The 15,373-nt window shown below is 73.0% G+C and carries 15 protein-coding genes; 9 read left to right on the top strand and 6 right to left on the bottom strand.

The window, feature by feature from the left end; all coding sequences use genetic code 11:
• Nucleotides 1-48: 48 nt before the first annotated feature.
• From ACH4D5_RS37740 to ACH4D5_RS37730, 3 genes are all read right to left on the bottom strand, one after another.
• Nucleotides 49-942 (bottom strand): hypothetical protein, encoded by an 894-nt coding sequence (locus ACH4D5_RS37740; protein ID WP_398312377.1) that lies wholly within the window; start codon nt 940-942, stop codon nt 49-51.
• Nucleotides 943-1,063: 121 nt separating this feature from the next.
• A complete protein-coding gene (locus tag ACH4D5_RS37735; RefSeq protein ID WP_398312374.1) occupies nt 1,064-2,590 on the bottom strand; it encodes a hypothetical protein in 1,527 nt (508 codons plus the stop codon).
• A 59-nt stretch (nt 2,591-2,649) separates the two neighbouring features.
• On the bottom strand, nt 2,650-3,375 hold the full coding sequence (locus ACH4D5_RS37730) for a GntR family transcriptional regulator (RefSeq protein WP_398312371.1): 726 nt from the start codon (nt 3,373-3,375) through the stop codon (nt 2,650-2,652).
• Between the two features lie 150 nt (nt 3,376-3,525).
• On the opposite strand from ACH4D5_RS37730, the gene ACH4D5_RS37725 reads away from it, so the two are divergent.
• The 5 genes from ACH4D5_RS37725 to ACH4D5_RS37705 all read left to right on the top strand — a co-directional run bounded on the left by ACH4D5_RS37725 (nt 3,526) and on the right by ACH4D5_RS37705 (nt 7,977).
• Nucleotides 3,526-4,827, top strand: a complete 1,302-nt coding sequence (locus ACH4D5_RS37725; protein WP_398312368.1) for an MFS transporter — start codon at nt 3,526-3,528, stop codon at nt 4,825-4,827.
• Nucleotides 4,824-5,612 carry a putative hydro-lyase gene (locus tag ACH4D5_RS37720; RefSeq protein WP_398312365.1) on the top strand — a complete coding sequence of 263 codons (789 nt, stop codon included), beginning with the start codon at nt 4,824-4,826 and terminating at the stop codon, nt 5,610-5,612. Before ACH4D5_RS37725 ends, ACH4D5_RS37720 begins: the two co-directional genes overlap by 4 nt.
• A gap of 81 nt (nt 5,613-5,693) precedes the next feature.
• Complete coding sequence (locus ACH4D5_RS37715; protein ID WP_398312362.1) at nt 5,694-6,458, top strand: LamB/YcsF family protein; 765 nt, start codon at nt 5,694-5,696, stop codon at nt 6,456-6,458.
• The gene (locus ACH4D5_RS37710) at nt 6,455-7,105 is read left to right on the top strand and encodes an allophanate hydrolase subunit 1 (protein ID WP_398312359.1); all 651 of its coding nucleotides are present in this window, start codon (nt 6,455-6,457) and stop codon (nt 7,103-7,105) included. The genes ACH4D5_RS37715 and ACH4D5_RS37710 overlap by 4 nt, the downstream gene beginning before the upstream one ends.
• Nucleotides 7,102-7,977 (top strand): biotin-dependent carboxyltransferase family protein, encoded by an 876-nt coding sequence (locus ACH4D5_RS37705; RefSeq protein WP_398312356.1) that lies wholly within the window; start codon nt 7,102-7,104, stop codon nt 7,975-7,977. Before ACH4D5_RS37710 ends, ACH4D5_RS37705 begins: the two co-directional genes overlap by 4 nt.
• Before the next feature lie 15 nt (nt 7,978-7,992).
• Here the strand turns inward: ACH4D5_RS37705 and ACH4D5_RS37700 are convergent, their stop codons facing one another.
• Both ACH4D5_RS37700 and ACH4D5_RS37695 read right to left on the bottom strand, forming a co-directional pair.
• Nucleotides 7,993-9,411 carry a HEAT repeat domain-containing protein gene (locus tag ACH4D5_RS37700; RefSeq protein ID WP_398312353.1) on the bottom strand — a complete coding sequence of 473 codons (1,419 nt, stop codon included), beginning with the start codon at nt 9,409-9,411 and terminating at the stop codon, nt 7,993-7,995.
• Nucleotides 9,412-9,711: 300 nt separating this feature from the next.
• The gene (locus ACH4D5_RS37695) at nt 9,712-10,104 is read right to left on the bottom strand and encodes an ankyrin repeat domain-containing protein (RefSeq protein ID WP_398312351.1); all 393 of its coding nucleotides are present in this window, start codon (nt 10,102-10,104) and stop codon (nt 9,712-9,714) included.
• Nucleotides 10,105-10,396: 292 nt separating this feature from the next.
• Between ACH4D5_RS37695 and ACH4D5_RS37690 the strand changes: the two genes are divergently transcribed.
• Both ACH4D5_RS37690 and ACH4D5_RS37685 read left to right on the top strand, forming a co-directional pair.
• Nucleotides 10,397-10,591 carry a hypothetical protein gene (locus tag ACH4D5_RS37690; RefSeq protein WP_362994889.1) on the top strand — a complete coding sequence of 65 codons (195 nt, stop codon included), beginning with the start codon at nt 10,397-10,399 and terminating at the stop codon, nt 10,589-10,591.
• Between the two features lie 37 nt (nt 10,592-10,628).
• Nucleotides 10,629-12,251 (top strand): ATP-binding protein, encoded by a 1,623-nt coding sequence (locus ACH4D5_RS37685; RefSeq protein ID WP_398312348.1) that lies wholly within the window; start codon nt 10,629-10,631, stop codon nt 12,249-12,251.
• 70 nt (nt 12,252-12,321) lie between these two features.
• Here ACH4D5_RS37685 and ACH4D5_RS37680 read toward each other — a convergent pair whose 3' ends face one another.
• Nucleotides 12,322-13,821, bottom strand: coding sequence for a PLP-dependent aminotransferase family protein (locus tag ACH4D5_RS37680; RefSeq protein WP_398312345.1), 1,500 nt, complete (start codon nt 13,819-13,821; stop codon nt 12,322-12,324).
• 101 nt (nt 13,822-13,922) lie between these two features.
• Here ACH4D5_RS37680 and ACH4D5_RS37675 point away from each other — a divergent pair, with 101 nt between their 5' ends.
• Nucleotides 13,923-14,609 carry a YitT family protein gene (locus ACH4D5_RS37675; protein WP_398312343.1) on the top strand — a complete coding sequence of 229 codons (687 nt, stop codon included), beginning with the start codon at nt 13,923-13,925 and terminating at the stop codon, nt 14,607-14,609.
• Nucleotides 14,606-15,373, top strand: coding sequence for a glycerophosphodiester phosphodiesterase (locus tag ACH4D5_RS37670; RefSeq protein ID WP_398312340.1), 768 nt, complete (start codon nt 14,606-14,608; stop codon nt 15,371-15,373). Before ACH4D5_RS37675 ends, ACH4D5_RS37670 begins: the two co-directional genes overlap by 4 nt.

Raw genomic sequence — 15,373 nt, 5'->3', positions numbered from 1 at the left:
TAAGTCGTGCGGAACAGCAGGAAGTCAAACAGGCGGAGGCGGCGGGGCTCAGGAGTGGAAGGGCAGCCCCGCGTCGGCGGCCAGCTCCAGGTCGTCGGTGTCCTCGGGCGGCAGGAGCGTCGCCGAGCCGTCCGTGACCGGCACGACGCCGAGCTCCAGGAGCTCGGCCATGGCGGCGCTGCCCGCCATGTCGCGGACCTGGAGCTGGTAGCGGGCCGTGGTGCGGTAGGTCCCTCCGGAGTCGTCTCCCGTGCGCTGGAGGAATCCGGAGTCGGTGAGGAAGGCGACGGCCTTGCCGATGATGCCGGTGGTGGAACCGGCGAGGCGGCGGGCGTCCTTGGTGGCGCCGGTCGAGCTGCGGCGCGCCCAGATCCGCCAGGCGGCTTCGAGGCCCGGGGCGTCGGTGGCGGGGTCGGTGTTCTCGCCGTGCTGCTCGGCGCGCTCCTCCAGGCGCCGGCAGGCCTGGCGGACGAACGCGTCGACGCCGTTGACCGTGACGCGGCCGATGTAGCCGTCGTCGGCGAGGTCTTCGGGGCGGGGGAACGCCATGGCGGCGACGGCGAGATGGGCGAGGCCGTGCAGGAAGCGGTCGGAGGCGTCGGTGGCCGCGCGCCGGGCGTAGTCGCCCATGCGGACGGCGAAGACGGAGTCCTCGGCGGCGGTCACGGCCATGCCCGCGCGCGGGGAGACCTCCAGGACGACGAGTCCGAGTCCGGTGGCGACGGCGTCGGCGAGCCGGGCGAAGGGCGGGTCCTCGCGGTAGCGGCGGAGCAGTTCGGCGTACTCCTGGTCGCGGGCGGGCTGGAGCTTGGGCTGCAAACCGAAGGCGACGAGCCGCGCGGCGTCGGCGGCGTCGGCCGGGGTGACGGGCGCGGGGGCCGCGGGCGCCGCCGTGGAGTCCGGCTCGCCCCACGCGGCGTGCTCTGCGGGGTGGTCGGTCACGGCGTGTGCTCCTTGTGGGGGTGGTGCGCGATGCAGGGGTGATGCACGAGGTCAGGGTGGTGCGCGAGGTCAGGGTGCCGCGCGAGGGCTCCGGGGCGGCGTACGCGAGGGGTGGTCATGGTCAGGCCGCCTCCGTCCGGTCGGCCGCCATGCCGGCGGCGTCCAGGAGGGCGGTGCCGACGATGAGGTCGGCGCCGCCGAACTCCTCGTCGTCGAGTTCGGTGCCGTCGTCCACGGCGAAGAGCAGCTTCTCCTCGCCCTGGCGGTAGGCGGTGCCGACGGGCGGGCTGGCCGCGTGGACGGCCAGCAGGGCGACGAGGTAGGGCAGTTCGGGGTCGCGGCGACGGGCGTCGGCGAGCAGGCCGGAGAGCCGCCGCGGCGCGTCGGCGGGCAGGTCGAGCAGCTCCATGGCGCTGGAGAGCTGCTCCTCGCTGAAGCGGCTGTCGTCCGGGGTGGCGATGAGGTCGGGCTCGGGCATCTCGGCGCCGAGGTGCTCGCGCTCCATGGGCGGCGTCAGCAGTATGTCGACGAGGTCGCCGACGCGGACGGACACGGGGGTGCGCAGTCCGGTGCCGCGCGCGAAGAAGGCGTCGGTCACGCGGCTCGCCTGCTCCGCGGGGAGCGGCAGGAGGGGGGCGACCAGCTGCCCGTACAGGTCGAGGCCCGCGCGGGCGGCGGGGGTGGCGAAGGCCTGCCGGTCCTGCTCGGCGCGGAACAGCGGGCCGGCCTCCAGGAGGCGGGACTGCAGCTGGGTGTGGCGGCGGATGCAGTCCTTGACGATGTCGACGAGCTCGGCGGCGCGGCGCTTCTGCTCGGGGTCCTCGGACTCGTCGCGGGCCTTGCGGATGTTGGTCAGGATGGCGTTCTCGTGGCGGTAGCGGTCGGCGACGTGGTCGAGCGCCTCCGCGATCATGTCGGGGACGGCGCGGAGCCAGTCGACCGCGCGGACGTTGCGCCGGGTGGCGTCGAGGGCCTTGCGGAGGGATTCCGAGTACTGCACGGTGCGGTAGCGGGCCTGCTCGGCGGCGAGCTGGGCGTCGGCGAGCCTGCCGCGGCTGATGAGGACCTCCAGCTTCACCTCGGCGGCGATCTGGGCGCTGGTGACGTCCGTGTCCAGGGCTCCTACCAGGACGTTGACCGCTTCGTCGGTCGTGCGGAGGTAGACACTGCCGCCGTAGCCGGAGACCTCTTCGAGGAGCTTGAAGTCGTAGTCCCTGCGGACATATGTCCCGTCAGGGGCGAAGGTGCCGTACACGGCGCGGAAGCCGCGGTCGACACTGCCGACGTTGATCAAATTCTCCAGGACCCAGCGGGCCACGCGCTCGTGCTCGGCGGCCGGGCGGCGCGGGGCCTGGGCGGCGACGCGCGGGAGCAGCCTGGCGACGATCTGCTCGTGGTCGGCGCCGGTGTCGAAGTCCATGTTCAGCGTGACGAGGTCGATGGCGGAGAGGGCCACTTCCGCCATCGCGTACACCGTGTACTCGCCCGCGAGGTTGGCCTTGCGCACGTCGAGGTCGTGCAGCGGAGCCGTGCAGGCGAGGGCGCGCAGGCGGCGCGCCAGGCCCTCGTCGGCGGCCGGGCCCAGAGCGGGCCGCGGCCCCGCGCTGAGCTGGGGCGGAGCGGTGTCCGTAACGGCAGGCGAAGTCACGGTGCACAGACTAGGTCCTCGGTCTGACAACGGTCGAAACGGCGCAGACCCGGCGGCCCTCAGCCGTGGTCCCGCCCGCTCCGCCCACCGTCGGTGCCGCGCCGCCCATACGCCTCGACGAGCCGCCTGCGCGAGTCGTCGAGGTACTCGGCGAGCAGCGTCTCGGCGTCGTCACGACGGCCTTCCTGGAGCGCTTCGAGGATCTGCCGGTTGCGCGCGATGTAGGGCTCGTGGAGCCGCCGGGGGTCGCCCATCACATGGAAGGCGAGGCGCAGTTCGGCGAAGACGCTGCGCATCAGCTCGTCGGTCCTGGCGCTGCCGGCGAGGGCGACCAGTTCCCGGTGGAAGTCGATGTTGGCGGTGGAGACGCCTTTCCAGTCGCCCGCGCGCGCGGCCCGCAGGCCGTCCGCCACGGCGCCGGCGAGCCCGTCCACGGCGTACGGCGGCTCGCCGAGTCCGCGTACGACGGCGCATTCGACGAGCGAGCGGGTGCGGTAGATGTCCAGTACGTCCTCGTCGGTCAGTACGCGTACGAAGACGCCGCGGTTGAGCTGGTGCTCCAGGAGCCGCTCGTGGGTGAGCAGCCGGAACGCTTCTCGCAGGGTGTTGCGGGAGACGCCGAGCGCGCTGCCGATGCTGTCCTCGGAGAGCCGGGTTCCGGGCGGGAAGAAGCCCGCGGCGATGCGGCTCCTGAGGATGTCGGAGACCCGCTCGGCCGTGCTGGTGCGCCCCAGGAGCGCGCGGTCGTCGGCCAGTCCGTTCACGTCGGTCATCCCCTCCGCCATGCCCGGATTCAATCGCAGACAGCAGAACGAAACAACATGGGTATTGAGGGATCGTTCAACGATCCTCTACCTTGTCGGGCACCGCTCCCTTCGAGCGCACCGAAGGACCGCACGCTCCAGCACCCTCCGTCCCTCTTCTGCGAGGTGCCCATGAGCACGACCCCACCACCCGGCATCGCCCCGGCCGACATACGCTCCGACAAGGAGGAACTCCCCGACGACAGCGGCGCGTTCGGCTGGCTGCGCGCGCTCGGCCCGCGCGGCCGCCGCGCCTTCGGAGGCGCCTTCGGGGGCTACGCCCTCGACTCGTACGACTACTTCACACTGCCGCTGAGCATGGTGGCGCTCGCGGCGTACTTCGGCCTCGACAGCGGCCAGACCGGGCTCTTCACCACCGTCACGCTCGTCGTCTCCGCCGTGGGCGGCGCCGTCGCGGGTGTGATCGCCGACCGGATCGGCCGCGTCAAGGCACTGATGATCACGGTCATCACGTACGCGGTCTTCACCGTCGCCTGCGGTTTCGCGCCCAACTACGAGACCCTGCTGGTCTTCCGTGCCCTTCAGGGGCTCGGTTTCGGCGGCGAGTGGGCGGTCGGCGCGATCCTCGTCGCCGAGTACACCACCGCCAAGCACCGTGGCCGCACCCTGGGCGCGATCCAGAGCTCCTGGGCCGTGGGCTGGGGCCTCGCGGTGATCGTCTACACCCTCGTGTTCCAGTTCCTGGACGACGACGTCGCCTGGCGTGTGATGTTCTGGACGGGTGCCCTGCCCGCGCTGCTCGTGATCTACGTACGGCGCAACGTGCACGACGCCCCTGAGGCCGCCGAGGAGCGGCGCAGGAGCACCGACAAGGGGTCGTTCACGGCCATTTTCAAGCCGGGACTGCTGCGCACCACGTGCTTCGCGGTGCTCCTGTCCACGGGTGTGCAGGGCGGCTACTACACGCTGGCCACCTGGGTGCCCACCTATCTGAAGAGCGACCGGGGCCTCACCGTCGTCGGCACCGGCGGCTATCTGACCTTCCTGATCTCCGGCGCCTTCGTGGGCTATCTGACCGGCGGCTACCTGACCGACAAGCTCGGCCGGAAACGGAACATCACGCTCTTCGCGTTCCTCTCCGCGGCGAGCATCCTCGCCTACACGAACATCCCCGACGGCGCCAACGGCCTTCTCCTTGTGCTCGGTTTCCCGCTGGGCTTCTGCATGTCGGCGATCTTCAGCGGCTTCGGTTCGTTCCTCAGCGAGCTCTACCCGGCCGCCGTGCGCGGTACGGGACAGGGCTTCACGTACAACACAGGGCGCGCTGTCGGTGCCGTCTTCCCCACCATGGTCGGCTTCCTCGCCGACAGCTGGGGCGTCGGCGGAGCGCTCGTCTTCGGAGCGGTGGGCTACGGCCTCGCCGTCGTCGCGCTGCTCGGCCTCCCCGAGACGCGTGGAAGGGAGCTCCTGTGAACGACACACGAGTGATCCGCAGCGCCAAAGAGGCCCGGGCGGCGTTCCGCTCAGGCGAGACGAGCCCCACCGCCGGCTGGGCCGCGGGCTTCACCCAGGCCAACCTCATCTCCGTCCCCGCCGACTGGGCGTACGAGATGCTGCTGTTCTGCCAGCGCAACCCGAAGCCCTGCCCGGTGCTCGACGTCACGGACGCGGGCTCCTGGGTCACCCCGCTCGCCCCCGGCGCCGATCTCCGTACCGACCTGCCGCTCTACCGGGTCTGGGAGCACGGCGAGTTGACCGAGGAGCCCACGGACGTCGTCGGCCGCTGGCGCGACGACCTGGTGACCTTCCTCATCGGCTGCAGCTTCACCTTCGAGTGGGCGCTCGCCGACGCCGGTGTGCCGCTGCGCCACATCGAGCAGGGCCGCAACGTCCCGATGTACGTGACCGCGCGCCCCTGTCGCCCCACCGGGCGCCTGCACGGCCCCATGGTGGTGTCGATGCGCCCCGTGCCGCCGCGGCGGCTGGCCGACGCCATCAGGGAGAGCGCCCTGATGCCCGCGGTGCACGGCAGTCCGGTGCACTGCGGCGACCCCGGCGGGCTCGGCATCGAGCACCTGGACCGCCCCGACTTCGGCGACGCGGTGACCGCCGAACCGGACGACATACCGGTGTTCTGGGCGTGCGGGGTGACCCCGCAGGCCGCCGTGATGGCCTCCAGGCCGCCCTTCGCGATCACGCACGCGCCGGGCCGGATGTTCATCACCGACGCCAGGGACGAGCAGTACCGCGTGGTCTGACCGTCGCGGACAGCGGGTTTCGGGTATACGGACAGCAGCCTTCCAGAACACGGGCTTCGAGAGCACGGGAGAGCCACGAGGATGAGCACGGCCCTGATCGATCTGAACGCGGACCTCGGCGAGGGCTTCGGCCGCTGGCGCCTCACCGACGACGAGGAGCTGCTGTCCGTCGTCACCAGCGCCAACGTGGCCTGCGGCTTCCACGCCGGGGACGCGGTCACCATGCGCCGGGTCTGCGACCGCGCCGCCGAGCGCGGCGTGCGGATCGGCGCCCAGGTGTCCTACCGGGACCTGGCGGGGTTCGGGCGGCGCGCCATGGACGTGCCCGCCGAGGAGCTGGCGGCCGAAGTGGCGTACCAGATTGGCGCCTTGGAGGTGTTCGCCCGCGCGGCGGGCACGCGCGTGTCGTACGTGAAGCCGCACGGCGCGCTCTACAACCGTGTCGTCCACGACGAGTACCAGGCCCGCGCGGTCGTCGACGGTGTACTCCTCGCGGATGACTCGCTGCCGCTCCTGGGGCTGCCCGGATCACGTCTCCTGGAGACGGCGGAAAAGGCGGGACTGCCGACCGTAACCGAGGCGTTCGCGGACCGCGCCTACACCGACGAGGGCACTCTGGTTCCCCGCACCGACGAAGGAGCGGTCATCACGGAGGAGGACACCGTCGTCACGCGGTCCGTCGGCATGGCCCGCCTGGGCGTCGTCACGTCCCAGGGGGGCCGCGAGATCCCGGTCCACGCGCGTTCCCTGTGCCTGCACGGCGACACTCCAGGGGCGGTGGGCCTGGCCCGCAGGGTGCGGGCCGAGCTGGAGTCGGCGGGCGTGCGGGTGGAGGCCTTCGCGTGAGAGTCCTGCCGGTCGGCGACCGGGCCCTGCTCGTCGAACTCGCCGACGGCACCGAGGCCCAGGCCCTCCACGCCGAGCTGCTGCGCCGCCGTGCGACGGGCTCCTTGCGGGTACGGGAGATCGTCCCCGCGGCCCGCACGGTGCTCCTCGACGGCCTCGACGAGCCCGGCCGTCTCGGGGCGGAGCTGCCGGGCTGGGAGATCCCGCCGCTGCCCGCGCGCGCGGGAGCCCTCCTGGAGATCCCGGTGCGCTACGACGGACCGGATCTCGCGGACGTGGCGGCGCACTGGGGGGTGCCCGTGGCCGAGGTGGCGCGGATCCACTCGGACGCCGAATTCCGCGTCGCCTTCTGCGGGTTCGCCCCCGGCTTCGGCTATCTGACCGGACTGCCCGCGCCCTACGAAGTGCCGCGCCGGGCCACACCCCGCACCTCCGTGCCCCGGGGCAGCGTCGCGCTGGCGGGCCCGTACACGGGCGTCTATCCCCGCGCGTCGCCAGGCGGCTGGCAACTGATCGGCTCCACGGACGTCGTGCTGTGGGACCACGCGCGCGTGCCCGCCGCGCTCCTCTCCCCAGGCGTACGGGTCCGCTTCGTGCCGGTCGGCTCACCGGCGGAGTCGTCGACCGCGGCGGCGGGGGCACGATGACCGACCGTGCCGTGTCCGTCGTGCGGGCCGGGGCGCTGACCACCGTGCAGGACCTCGGGCGCCCCGGGCACGCCCATCTCGGGGTGCCGCGCTCCGGGGCCCTCGATCCGCCCGCTGCCCGCCTGGTCAACCGCCTGGTGGGCAACGCGCCGGACGCCGCCGTCCTGGAGACCACTCTCACCGGCTGTGCCGTGCGCCCGCGCCGCCCCGTGACGGTCGCCGTCGGCGGTGCACCGTGCCCGGTGACAGTGGACGGCCGGCCCGCGCCCTGGGGAGCGCCGGTGCGGGTGCCCGCGGGGGCACTCCTGGACGTCGGAACCGCTCTCTCCGGAGTACGTTGCTACCTCGCGTTCGACGGTGGAGTGACTGTCGACCCCGTGCTGGGCAGCCGCTCCACCGACCTGCTCTCCGGACTCGGTCCGCCCCCGCTCGCGGACGGGACCGTGCTGCCGCTGGGGCGCCCAGGCACCACGTACGCGCGCGTGGACACCGTCCCGCAGCCCGCGCCGCCCCAAGAGCTGGTGCTGCGGGTGACGTTCGGGCCGCGCGCCGACTGGTGCACGCCCGCGGCGCTGACGACGCTCACCACGCGCGCGTACCGGGTGTCGTCGGCGAGCAACCGCATCGGGCTGCGCACCGAGGGTCCTGCCCTGGAGCGGGCGCTCCAGGGCGAACTGCCCAGTGAGGGCATGGTGCTCGGCGCGGTTCAGGTGCCGCCGGACGGCAGGCCGGTCGTCTTCCTCGCCGACCATCCGACCACCGGGGGCTACCCGGTGGTCGCGGTCGTGCGGGAGGCCGACCTCGCCGCGGCGGCCCAGGCGCGGCCGGGCACGCCGGTGCGTTTCGTCGCGGTCGGGCGGGGCCAGGGCTGACCCGGCGCCCCGGTTCTACATCGCGGGCGCGTCAGGTCCGATCCTGCTCCGTACCGCGGTCTGTACGTCGTCCTCCTCGGCGGGGTCCGAGGCGAGCCTCCGGAGCCTATTGACCACGCGGGCGTCGCCGGTCTCGGCGTGCCGCGCGGCGACTTCCCGGGTGGACTCCTCGCAGTCCCACAGGCACTCGACGGCGAATCCGGCCGCGAAGGTGGGGTCGGTGGCGGCAAGCGCGCGGGCGGCGCGGCCGCGGAGGTGGGAGGAGGCGGTCTCCCTGTAGACGTGCCTCAGCACGGGGGCGGCACAGGCGATGCCGAGGCGTCCCGCGCCGTCGACGAGGGTCCACAGCGTCGGGGCGTCCGGGCCCTCGCCGCGGACCGCCTCGCGCAGTGCGGCAAGGACCGGCTTGCTGTCCTGCGCGCCGCCCCGACAGGCGAGCATCCGCCCGGCGGCGGCGCCCAGGTCGTCGGGGCGATAGGCCCAGCGTCGGGCGCGCTCGACGGCGGCGACGCTCCGCATCCGTTCGAAGGCGCCTGTCGCGGCGTCCACGACGACCTGGGAAGGGCTTTCCGCGGCGTACTCGATGAGGTCGAGCACCGCGGGGTCGTGGGCGTCGGCCAGGTAACGCAGGGCGGTGCCGCGCGCCCCGTCGGACCCTTCGCGGGCGGCCTCGATGATCTCGGGGCGGTCCTCGGGCCCGGCGACGGCGGCCAGGCAGCGGGCCGCGGGGACGTAGAGCACGGAGCCCCGCTCCAGGCCTTCCTGTGCCCAGTCGAAGATGGCCCGGACGCTCCACTCGGGGCGTGGTCCCGAGGGCCGCATCTGGCGCTGCCAGCGGTCGAAGGAGCCCTGTTCCCGGGCGGCGCGCACCCGGGCGCCGATGTCCGGGCGGGGGTCCTCTTCCCAGAGGCGCCAGGGCCGCGGTTCGTAGGCGTCGCGGACGGCGGCGGCCAGGTCGGCCTCGCCCTCGGCGTCGGGGGCGAATCTGGCGAGCACGGGGGCCGCGAGGGCGCGCAGTCCCGCGTCGTCGTCCCGCAGCGCCAGTTCGTCGAGGGCCCAGGCCCAGTTGGAGCCGGCCGCCGCGTACCTCCGGAGGAGGTCGAGGGCGTCCTGCCTGCCGTACGAGGCGAGGTGCCCGAGCACGGCCAGGGCGAGCCCTGTGCGTGAGTCGTCCGTGTTCAGGACGTCCTCGGCGTCGAAGAGGTGGCGCTCGATCTCACCGAGCCCGCCGTGCAGGTCGAGGTAGAGCCGGGCGTAGTACAGCGAACGGTTCTCCACCTGCCAGTCGTGGCGGGGATCGTTCAGCACGCAGTGGTCGAGGGCGGCGAGCGCCTCGGATCGTGGAGCGGTGAGCGCGTGCAGGGTGCCGTCGCCGCGGCCCCTCTGCAGCAGGCCGAGCAGCGTACCGCTGGGCGCTATGACCGGATCGAACATGGGAAACAGCCTCACATCAAGCGTCGACGCAACCGGGAATCACGCATTACCTGGCCGTGCGCCAACACGTCGGGCCGCCCGCCGTCTCTTGCTTGTCGAAGACCATCTTCCTCTGCCTCTCATCCATGGCCCAGGGGTCCCGGACGGGAGGTCCGGGGGCGGGCCGCTCACGGGCCACGCGGTGCGGCACCAACTGCCCCGCCGTCGCGTCCGTGAATCACGTCGTCATGATGACCCGGCGGTAAGCTCCGCCGCGACCACATTTCCAGCGCCCCCGTTGTTGCTGGTCAGGTACCCCGTTCAGGCGGCCCCGAACAGATCGAGCAGTTCGGCCTTCCCGAACATGCGGGCCGTGTCGACGGCCGACGGAGTGCCCGCGGCCGGATCCGCGCCTCCGTCCAGAAGGGCCCGGATCACCGCCTCCTCGCCCTTGAAGACGGCCCCGGCGAGCGGCGTCTGCCCCCGGTCGTTGGCGCGGTTGGTGTCGGCGCCGCGCTCCACGAGGGCCCGGACCGCCTCGGCGTGGCCGTGGTAGGCCGCCAGCATGACGAGCGTGTCGCCGCTGTCGTTCGTGAGGTTCGCCGGGACGCCCGCCTCGACATAGGCAGCGAGCGCCGCGGCATCGCCCTGGCGCGCCAGATCGAAGATCTTGGTCGCCAGCTCCACGACCTCGGGGTCGGGAACTTCGCTCATGGGGGCGTCCGCCTTTCTGGCTTTCCGGCTTTCCGGGTGTGCTGCATGTGCAGCCGTACGAGTGAATCGACAGGGTACTGCCCCCGCGGGCACATGACCCGGCCCGCCCGAGGCAAAGATCACGGCGAGAGCGGGAGCCCGTCCGAACCCGCTCCCGCACAGCCCGACCGGGCTCCGCCATTCAGGGGAAATCCCCGAAAAGCAACCCATTTGCACCTTTAATCGCATGGATACATGCTGTGAACCTGGAAGAACTCATGGTGACTGTCCCCACGAAACCAGGAGAACCGTCATGATCCTTTCCATCTCGGGCGTCGTGCTGCTCGGCATCATCGTCTTCCTCTTCTTCCGCAAGGACGGACTGAAGGCGTCCCACGCACTGGTCTGCGCCCTCTTCGGCTTCTTCCTGGCGGGCACCGCCATCGCCCCGAGCATCAAGGCCGGCAGCGCGAGCCTGGCGAGCCTCCTCGGCGGGATCAAGTTCTGACGTTCCCGCTGTCCGCACGCACCTCCAGGAGACAGACGTGGCCAGGCGCCCACTCCCCCGCATTCTGAGCAACGGCACCGCATCCATCGCCCGGAGCCGGGAGCTGGCACGGTCGGCGGCCGACAGCGCCACCGACGTACTCCATCCGCTGATCACGATCACCCGTGGACTGCGCCGGCTGGCTGGTGCCGGGCGGCGCAAGTGGGCCGACACACCGAAGGACAAGCGCGGACCGCTGCTGTTCCTGGTGGCCTCCGTGGTCCTGGTCGTGGCGCTCGTCCCCTACGGGCCGCTGCTCGCCCTCATCACCTTGATGGCTGCCTCCGCGTGGACGGGCCGCGAGCGCACCCCGGCGGCGCCCACCGGCCCGGACGAGGCACAGGTGCAGCGGCTGCAGTCCCTCTACGAAGCGCTCGTCCCGTACTTCTCGGTCCCCGAGGACCCCGCCCCGCTCTTCGCGCACGGCGGCGAATGGGACAAGGCCTTCCCGGAGTACGACTTCGACGGCACCGGGCGGATCTCCCGGCTCGTCGTGCACTACCCCGCCTACTTCACGGACGGCGAGGCCGAGTCCCGCGCACGGATCGAGCAGCTGCTGCACGCCAAGGCGGGCCGCGGCCGGGAGTACCACTTCGCGTGGGACGAGGAGGCCAACCAGCTCGTCGTCACGGTGCTGCCCCCGCTGCCCACCGACATCGCCGCCCAGCGCTTCGTCACCGCCCCCGGCGAGACCGTCCTCGGCTTCACCGACGAGACCGGCGTCCAGCGCACCCTGCCGCTGGCCGAGGGCGAGGGGCAGCGTGACGTGCCCCCCGTCGTGTGGCGCACCGGTATCCGCTCCACCGAGCCCCACCTCCTGATCGCGGGCCAGCCGGGCAGCGGCACCACGACACTGCTGCGCTCGATCGCCCTCCAGGCGCTCCAGTACGGCGACATCCTCGTCGTCGAAGGCAGCGGCACCGGTGACTACGCCTGTCTGACCGGCCGCGACGGGGTGCTCGGCATCGAGTGCGGCCTCTCCGGGGCGCTCGCGAGCCTCGAATGGGCGGCGCACGAGACCGAGCGCAGGCTCATCGCCGCCAACCGCGCCCGGCAGGCCGGCCACCCGCCGCCGGAGGACACCAAGCGCCCCCTGTGGATCCTCCTCGACCACCCGAGCGCCCTCGGCCATCTCGCGGCGGCCGACGGGCGCACGGACCCCCAGTCGCTGCTGCAGGTCCCCCTGCGGCACGGCAGGGCGGCCAACGTGACGGTCGTGGTGGCGGACCAGCTGGACAGCCTGGACGCGCTGAGCGACGCCGTGCACCAGCACACCCGCGCGCGTGTGGTGCTCGGATACGCCACGCCCGACCAGCTGGAGGACGTCCTCGGAGCGCCGCCCCACACGACGCCCACGTCGGACGTCCCGCCCGGCCGTGGCTACGCCCGGCTCGGCACCGGTCAGGTACACCGCCTCCAGGTGCCCGCGACCCCCGATCCGTACGACGACGCGACCAGCGAGGCGCACCGGCGGGCGGTCCTGGAGCTGCTGCCGGAGCGCAGCACCCCGCCGGACGAGGCGGACGCCGTCACCCCGGCTCCGGCCCCCTCACCTGCCCTCGCCCCTGCTCCCGAGGCCGCAGAGGCGCAACCGGTCCCCCGCCAAGAGCTCACTACGTAGAGGACGTCCAGGAGAGGGGGATCCAGAAGAGGGGCCTCCAGGAAAGAGGCATCCAGGAAAGGGCAATGGCTCACGCCACGAAGGGATGCGCGGCCTGCGTCCCCGCGCCCGCCCCCGTCTCCACCAGCCGGGCCGCCGCCGCGAGCCGCGCCGCCGCCTCATCGGCCACCGCGCCCCCCACGGTGAACGGCAGCCGCACATACCCCTCGAAGGCCCCGTCCACTCCGAAGCGCGGCCCCGACGGAACCCGGACTCCCACGCGCTCGCCCACCTCGGCGAGGCGCGACCCCGAGACGCCCCCGGTGCGCACCCACAGGGTCAGCCCGCCGCTCGGCACCTCGAACTCCCAGCCGGGGAGCTCGCGCCGCACGGCCGCGACCAGCGCGTCGCGGTTCTCCCTCGCCTGCTCCCTGCGCACGTTCACGGCCGACTCCCAGCCCCCGGTGTTCAGCAGCCAGTTCACGGCGAGCTGTTCGAGGACGGGGGTGCCGAGGTCGGCGTAGGCGCGAGCCGCGACGAGGCTGCGGATCACGTCGGGCGCGGCCCGCACCCAGCCGATGCGCATGCCCGCCCAGAAGGCCTTGCTCGCCGAGCCGACCGTGATGACGGTGGAGCCCGCCGGGTCGAAGCCGCAGACGGGGCGCGGCATGGTGAGGTCCGGGTCGAGCCCGAGCTCGCTCATCGTCTCGTCGACGACGAGGACCGTGCCGGCCGAGCGGGCCGCCTCGACGAGCTGCCTGCGCTGGTCCTCGCCGGCGAGCGCGCCGGTGGGGTTGTGGAAGTCGGCGACGACGTACGCGAGCCGGGGCGCCGCGTCGCGCAGCACCTGCCGCCAGCGGTCCATGTCCCAGCCCCGGAGGCCTTCGGCCATGGCGACGGGGACGAGCCGGGCACCCGCCTCGCGCATCAGCTGGAGGATGTTGGCGTACGACGGGGACTCCACGGCGATGCGCTCGCCGCGGCCCGCGAAGAGATGGCAGATCGCGTCGATGGCGCCCATGGCGCCGGTGGTCACCATGATCTGTTCGGGCATGGTCGGGATGCCGCGCGCGGTGTAGCGCTCGGCGAGCATCTGGCGCAGCGCGGGCAGCCCCGCGGGGTAGTCGCCGTGCGTGTGGGCGTACGGCGGGAGTGCTTCGAGGGCGCCTTGGACGGACCGCGTGAGCCACGGCTCGGGCGCGGGCAGCGCGGCGCAGCCCAGGTCGATCATGGAGCCGAGCGCCTCGGGCGGCAGCGGTTCGAGGCCGCGCGCGGGGAGGGGGTTGCCGGCCGGGACGGCGGTCCAGCTGCCGGCTCCCCTGCGGGACTCCAGGAACCCCTCGGTGCGCAGCGCTTCGTAGGCGGCGGCCACCGTGGTGCGGCTGACGGCGAGTGCCACGGCGAGTTCGCGCTCGGCGGGCAGGCGGGCGGCGACGGGCACGCGGCCTTCGAGCACGAGCAGCCTGATGCCGTCGGCGAGGGCGCGGTAGGCGGGCGGACGGCGCGAGCCGGTGCCCGCGGGGCGCTCCTGCTGGGAGGCGAGAAGGCGGGCGAGCTGCGTCGACCCCATCGCCGAAGTCCACTGAGCCATGATTCCCAGTCCACCTTCCCTGAATTGGCCATGGTTGAGGTCCGGTTCCAAGCCACAGGGTGTCATGCGTCGGGCCACCAGCACTACACGGGGAGCGTTCCTTGTCCGGTACGAAGCCACATCTCACGAGGCGGCTCATCAAGCTGTACGCGGGTCTCTCCCTGTACGGCGCGAGCTCCGCGCTGATGGTCTCGGCGGGCCTGGGGCCCGAGCCCTGGAACGTCCTCAACCAGGGCCTCGCCGAACTGACCGGCCTGACCATCGGCGCGGTGTCGATCGTCGTGGGCGCCGCCGTGCTGCTGCTCTGGATCCCCCTGCGGCAGCGTCCCGGCCTGGGCACGGTCTCGAACGTGTTCGTCTGCGGTCTGGCGATGGACGCCACTCTGGCGCTCCTGCCGGACGTGCACACGCTCGCCGTCCGCGTTCCGCTGCTCGCGGTCGGAATCCTGCTCAACGGAGTGGCGACCGGGCTCTACATCACGGCCGCCTTCGGCCCCGGCCCCCGGGACGGCCTGATGACGGGCCTGCACGCGCGCACCGGCCGCTCCATCCGGCTGATCCGCACCTCGATCGAGGTGACGGTCGTCGCCACGGGCTTCGCGCTCGGCGGCACGGTCGGCGTGGGCACGGTCCTCTACGCACTGTCGATCGGCCCGCTCGCGCAGTTCTTCCTGCGCCGCTTCGCCGCACCCGCACCCGCACCCGCACCCGCACCCACCGCAGCGACCACCGCGTCGACCGTCGTGGCCTCCGGCGGCCCCACGGAGCAGGCGATACTGCACCCGTGACCACGCGCGTACGCCACCCCTACCTCGATCACCCGGGACCGCTCGCCCTCGCCCACCGCGGCGGCGCGGCGGACGGCCTGGAGAACACCGCGGCGGCCTTCCGGCGCGCCGTCGACCTCGGCTACCGCTACATCGAGACCGACGTGCACGCCACCGCCGACGGCCGGCTCGTCGCCTTCCACGACACGACGCTGGACCGGGTGACGGACGCGGCGGGGCGCATCGTCGACCTCCCCTGGAGCGAGGTGCGCCACGCGCGCGTGGCGGGCAGCGAACCGGTGCCCCTCTTCGAAGAGCTCCTGGAGTCGTTCCCCGAGGTGCGCTGGAACGTGGACGTGAAGGCGGAGCCCGCGCTCCTGCCCCTGCTCGATCTCATCCGCCGCACCGGATCCTGGGACCGCGTCTGCGTCGGCTCGTTCTCCGAGGCCCGCGTGGCAAGGGCCCAGCGCCTGGCGGGCCCGCGCCTGGCCACCTCCCTGGGGACGCGGGGCGTGGCGGCGCTGCGGATGGTGTCCTACGGAGTACCCGCCGCCCTGCGCCGCTCCGCGGTCTGCGCCCAGGTGCCGGAGACCCACGGCCGGATCCGGGTCGTCGACCACCGCTTCGTGCGCGCCGCACACGCGCGTGGGCTGCAGGTTCACGTGTGGACCGTCAACGACGCCGAGCGGATGACGGCCCTGCTCGACCTCGGCGTGGATGGCATAGTTTCCGATCACATCGAGACGCTGCGCGGGGTGCTCGAGGCCCGGGGCACCTGGGTCTGA

The organism is Streptomyces sp. NPDC018029, from assembly GCF_044327655.1.
In the GTDB taxonomy this organism is placed as follows: Bacteria; Actinomycetota; Actinomycetes; order Streptomycetales; family Streptomycetaceae; genus Streptomyces.
Note: the sequence above shows the minus strand (reverse complement) of the source record. Positions and strands in the feature narration are given on the sequence as shown.

Bases quoted from the DNA above. Each gene is read 5' to 3' on its own strand.
- ACH4D5_RS37730 (WP_398312371.1), bottom strand. From the start codon at position 3,375: ATGGCGGAGGGGATGACCGACGTGAACGGACTGGCCGACGACCGCGCG.
- ACH4D5_RS37725 (WP_398312368.1), top strand. From the start codon at position 3,526: ATGAGCACGACCCCACCACCCGGCATCGCCCCGGCCGACATACGCTCC.
- ACH4D5_RS37715 (WP_398312362.1), top strand. From the start codon at position 5,694: ATGAGCACGGCCCTGATCGATCTGAACGCGGACCTCGGCGAGGGCTTC.
- ACH4D5_RS37705 (WP_398312356.1), top strand. From the start codon at position 7,102: ATGACCGACCGTGCCGTGTCCGTCGTGCGGGCCGGGGCGCTGACCACC.
- ACH4D5_RS37700 (WP_398312353.1), bottom strand. From the start codon at position 9,411: ATGTTCGATCCGGTCATAGCGCCCAGCGGTACGCTGCTCGGCCTGCTG.
- ACH4D5_RS37695 (WP_398312351.1), bottom strand. From the start codon at position 10,104: ATGAGCGAAGTTCCCGACCCCGAGGTCGTGGAGCTGGCGACCAAGATC.
- ACH4D5_RS37690 (WP_362994889.1), top strand. From the start codon at position 10,397: ATGATCCTTTCCATCTCGGGCGTCGTGCTGCTCGGCATCATCGTCTTC.
- ACH4D5_RS37680 (WP_398312345.1), bottom strand. From the start codon at position 13,821: ATGGCTCAGTGGACTTCGGCGATGGGGTCGACGCAGCTCGCCCGCCTT.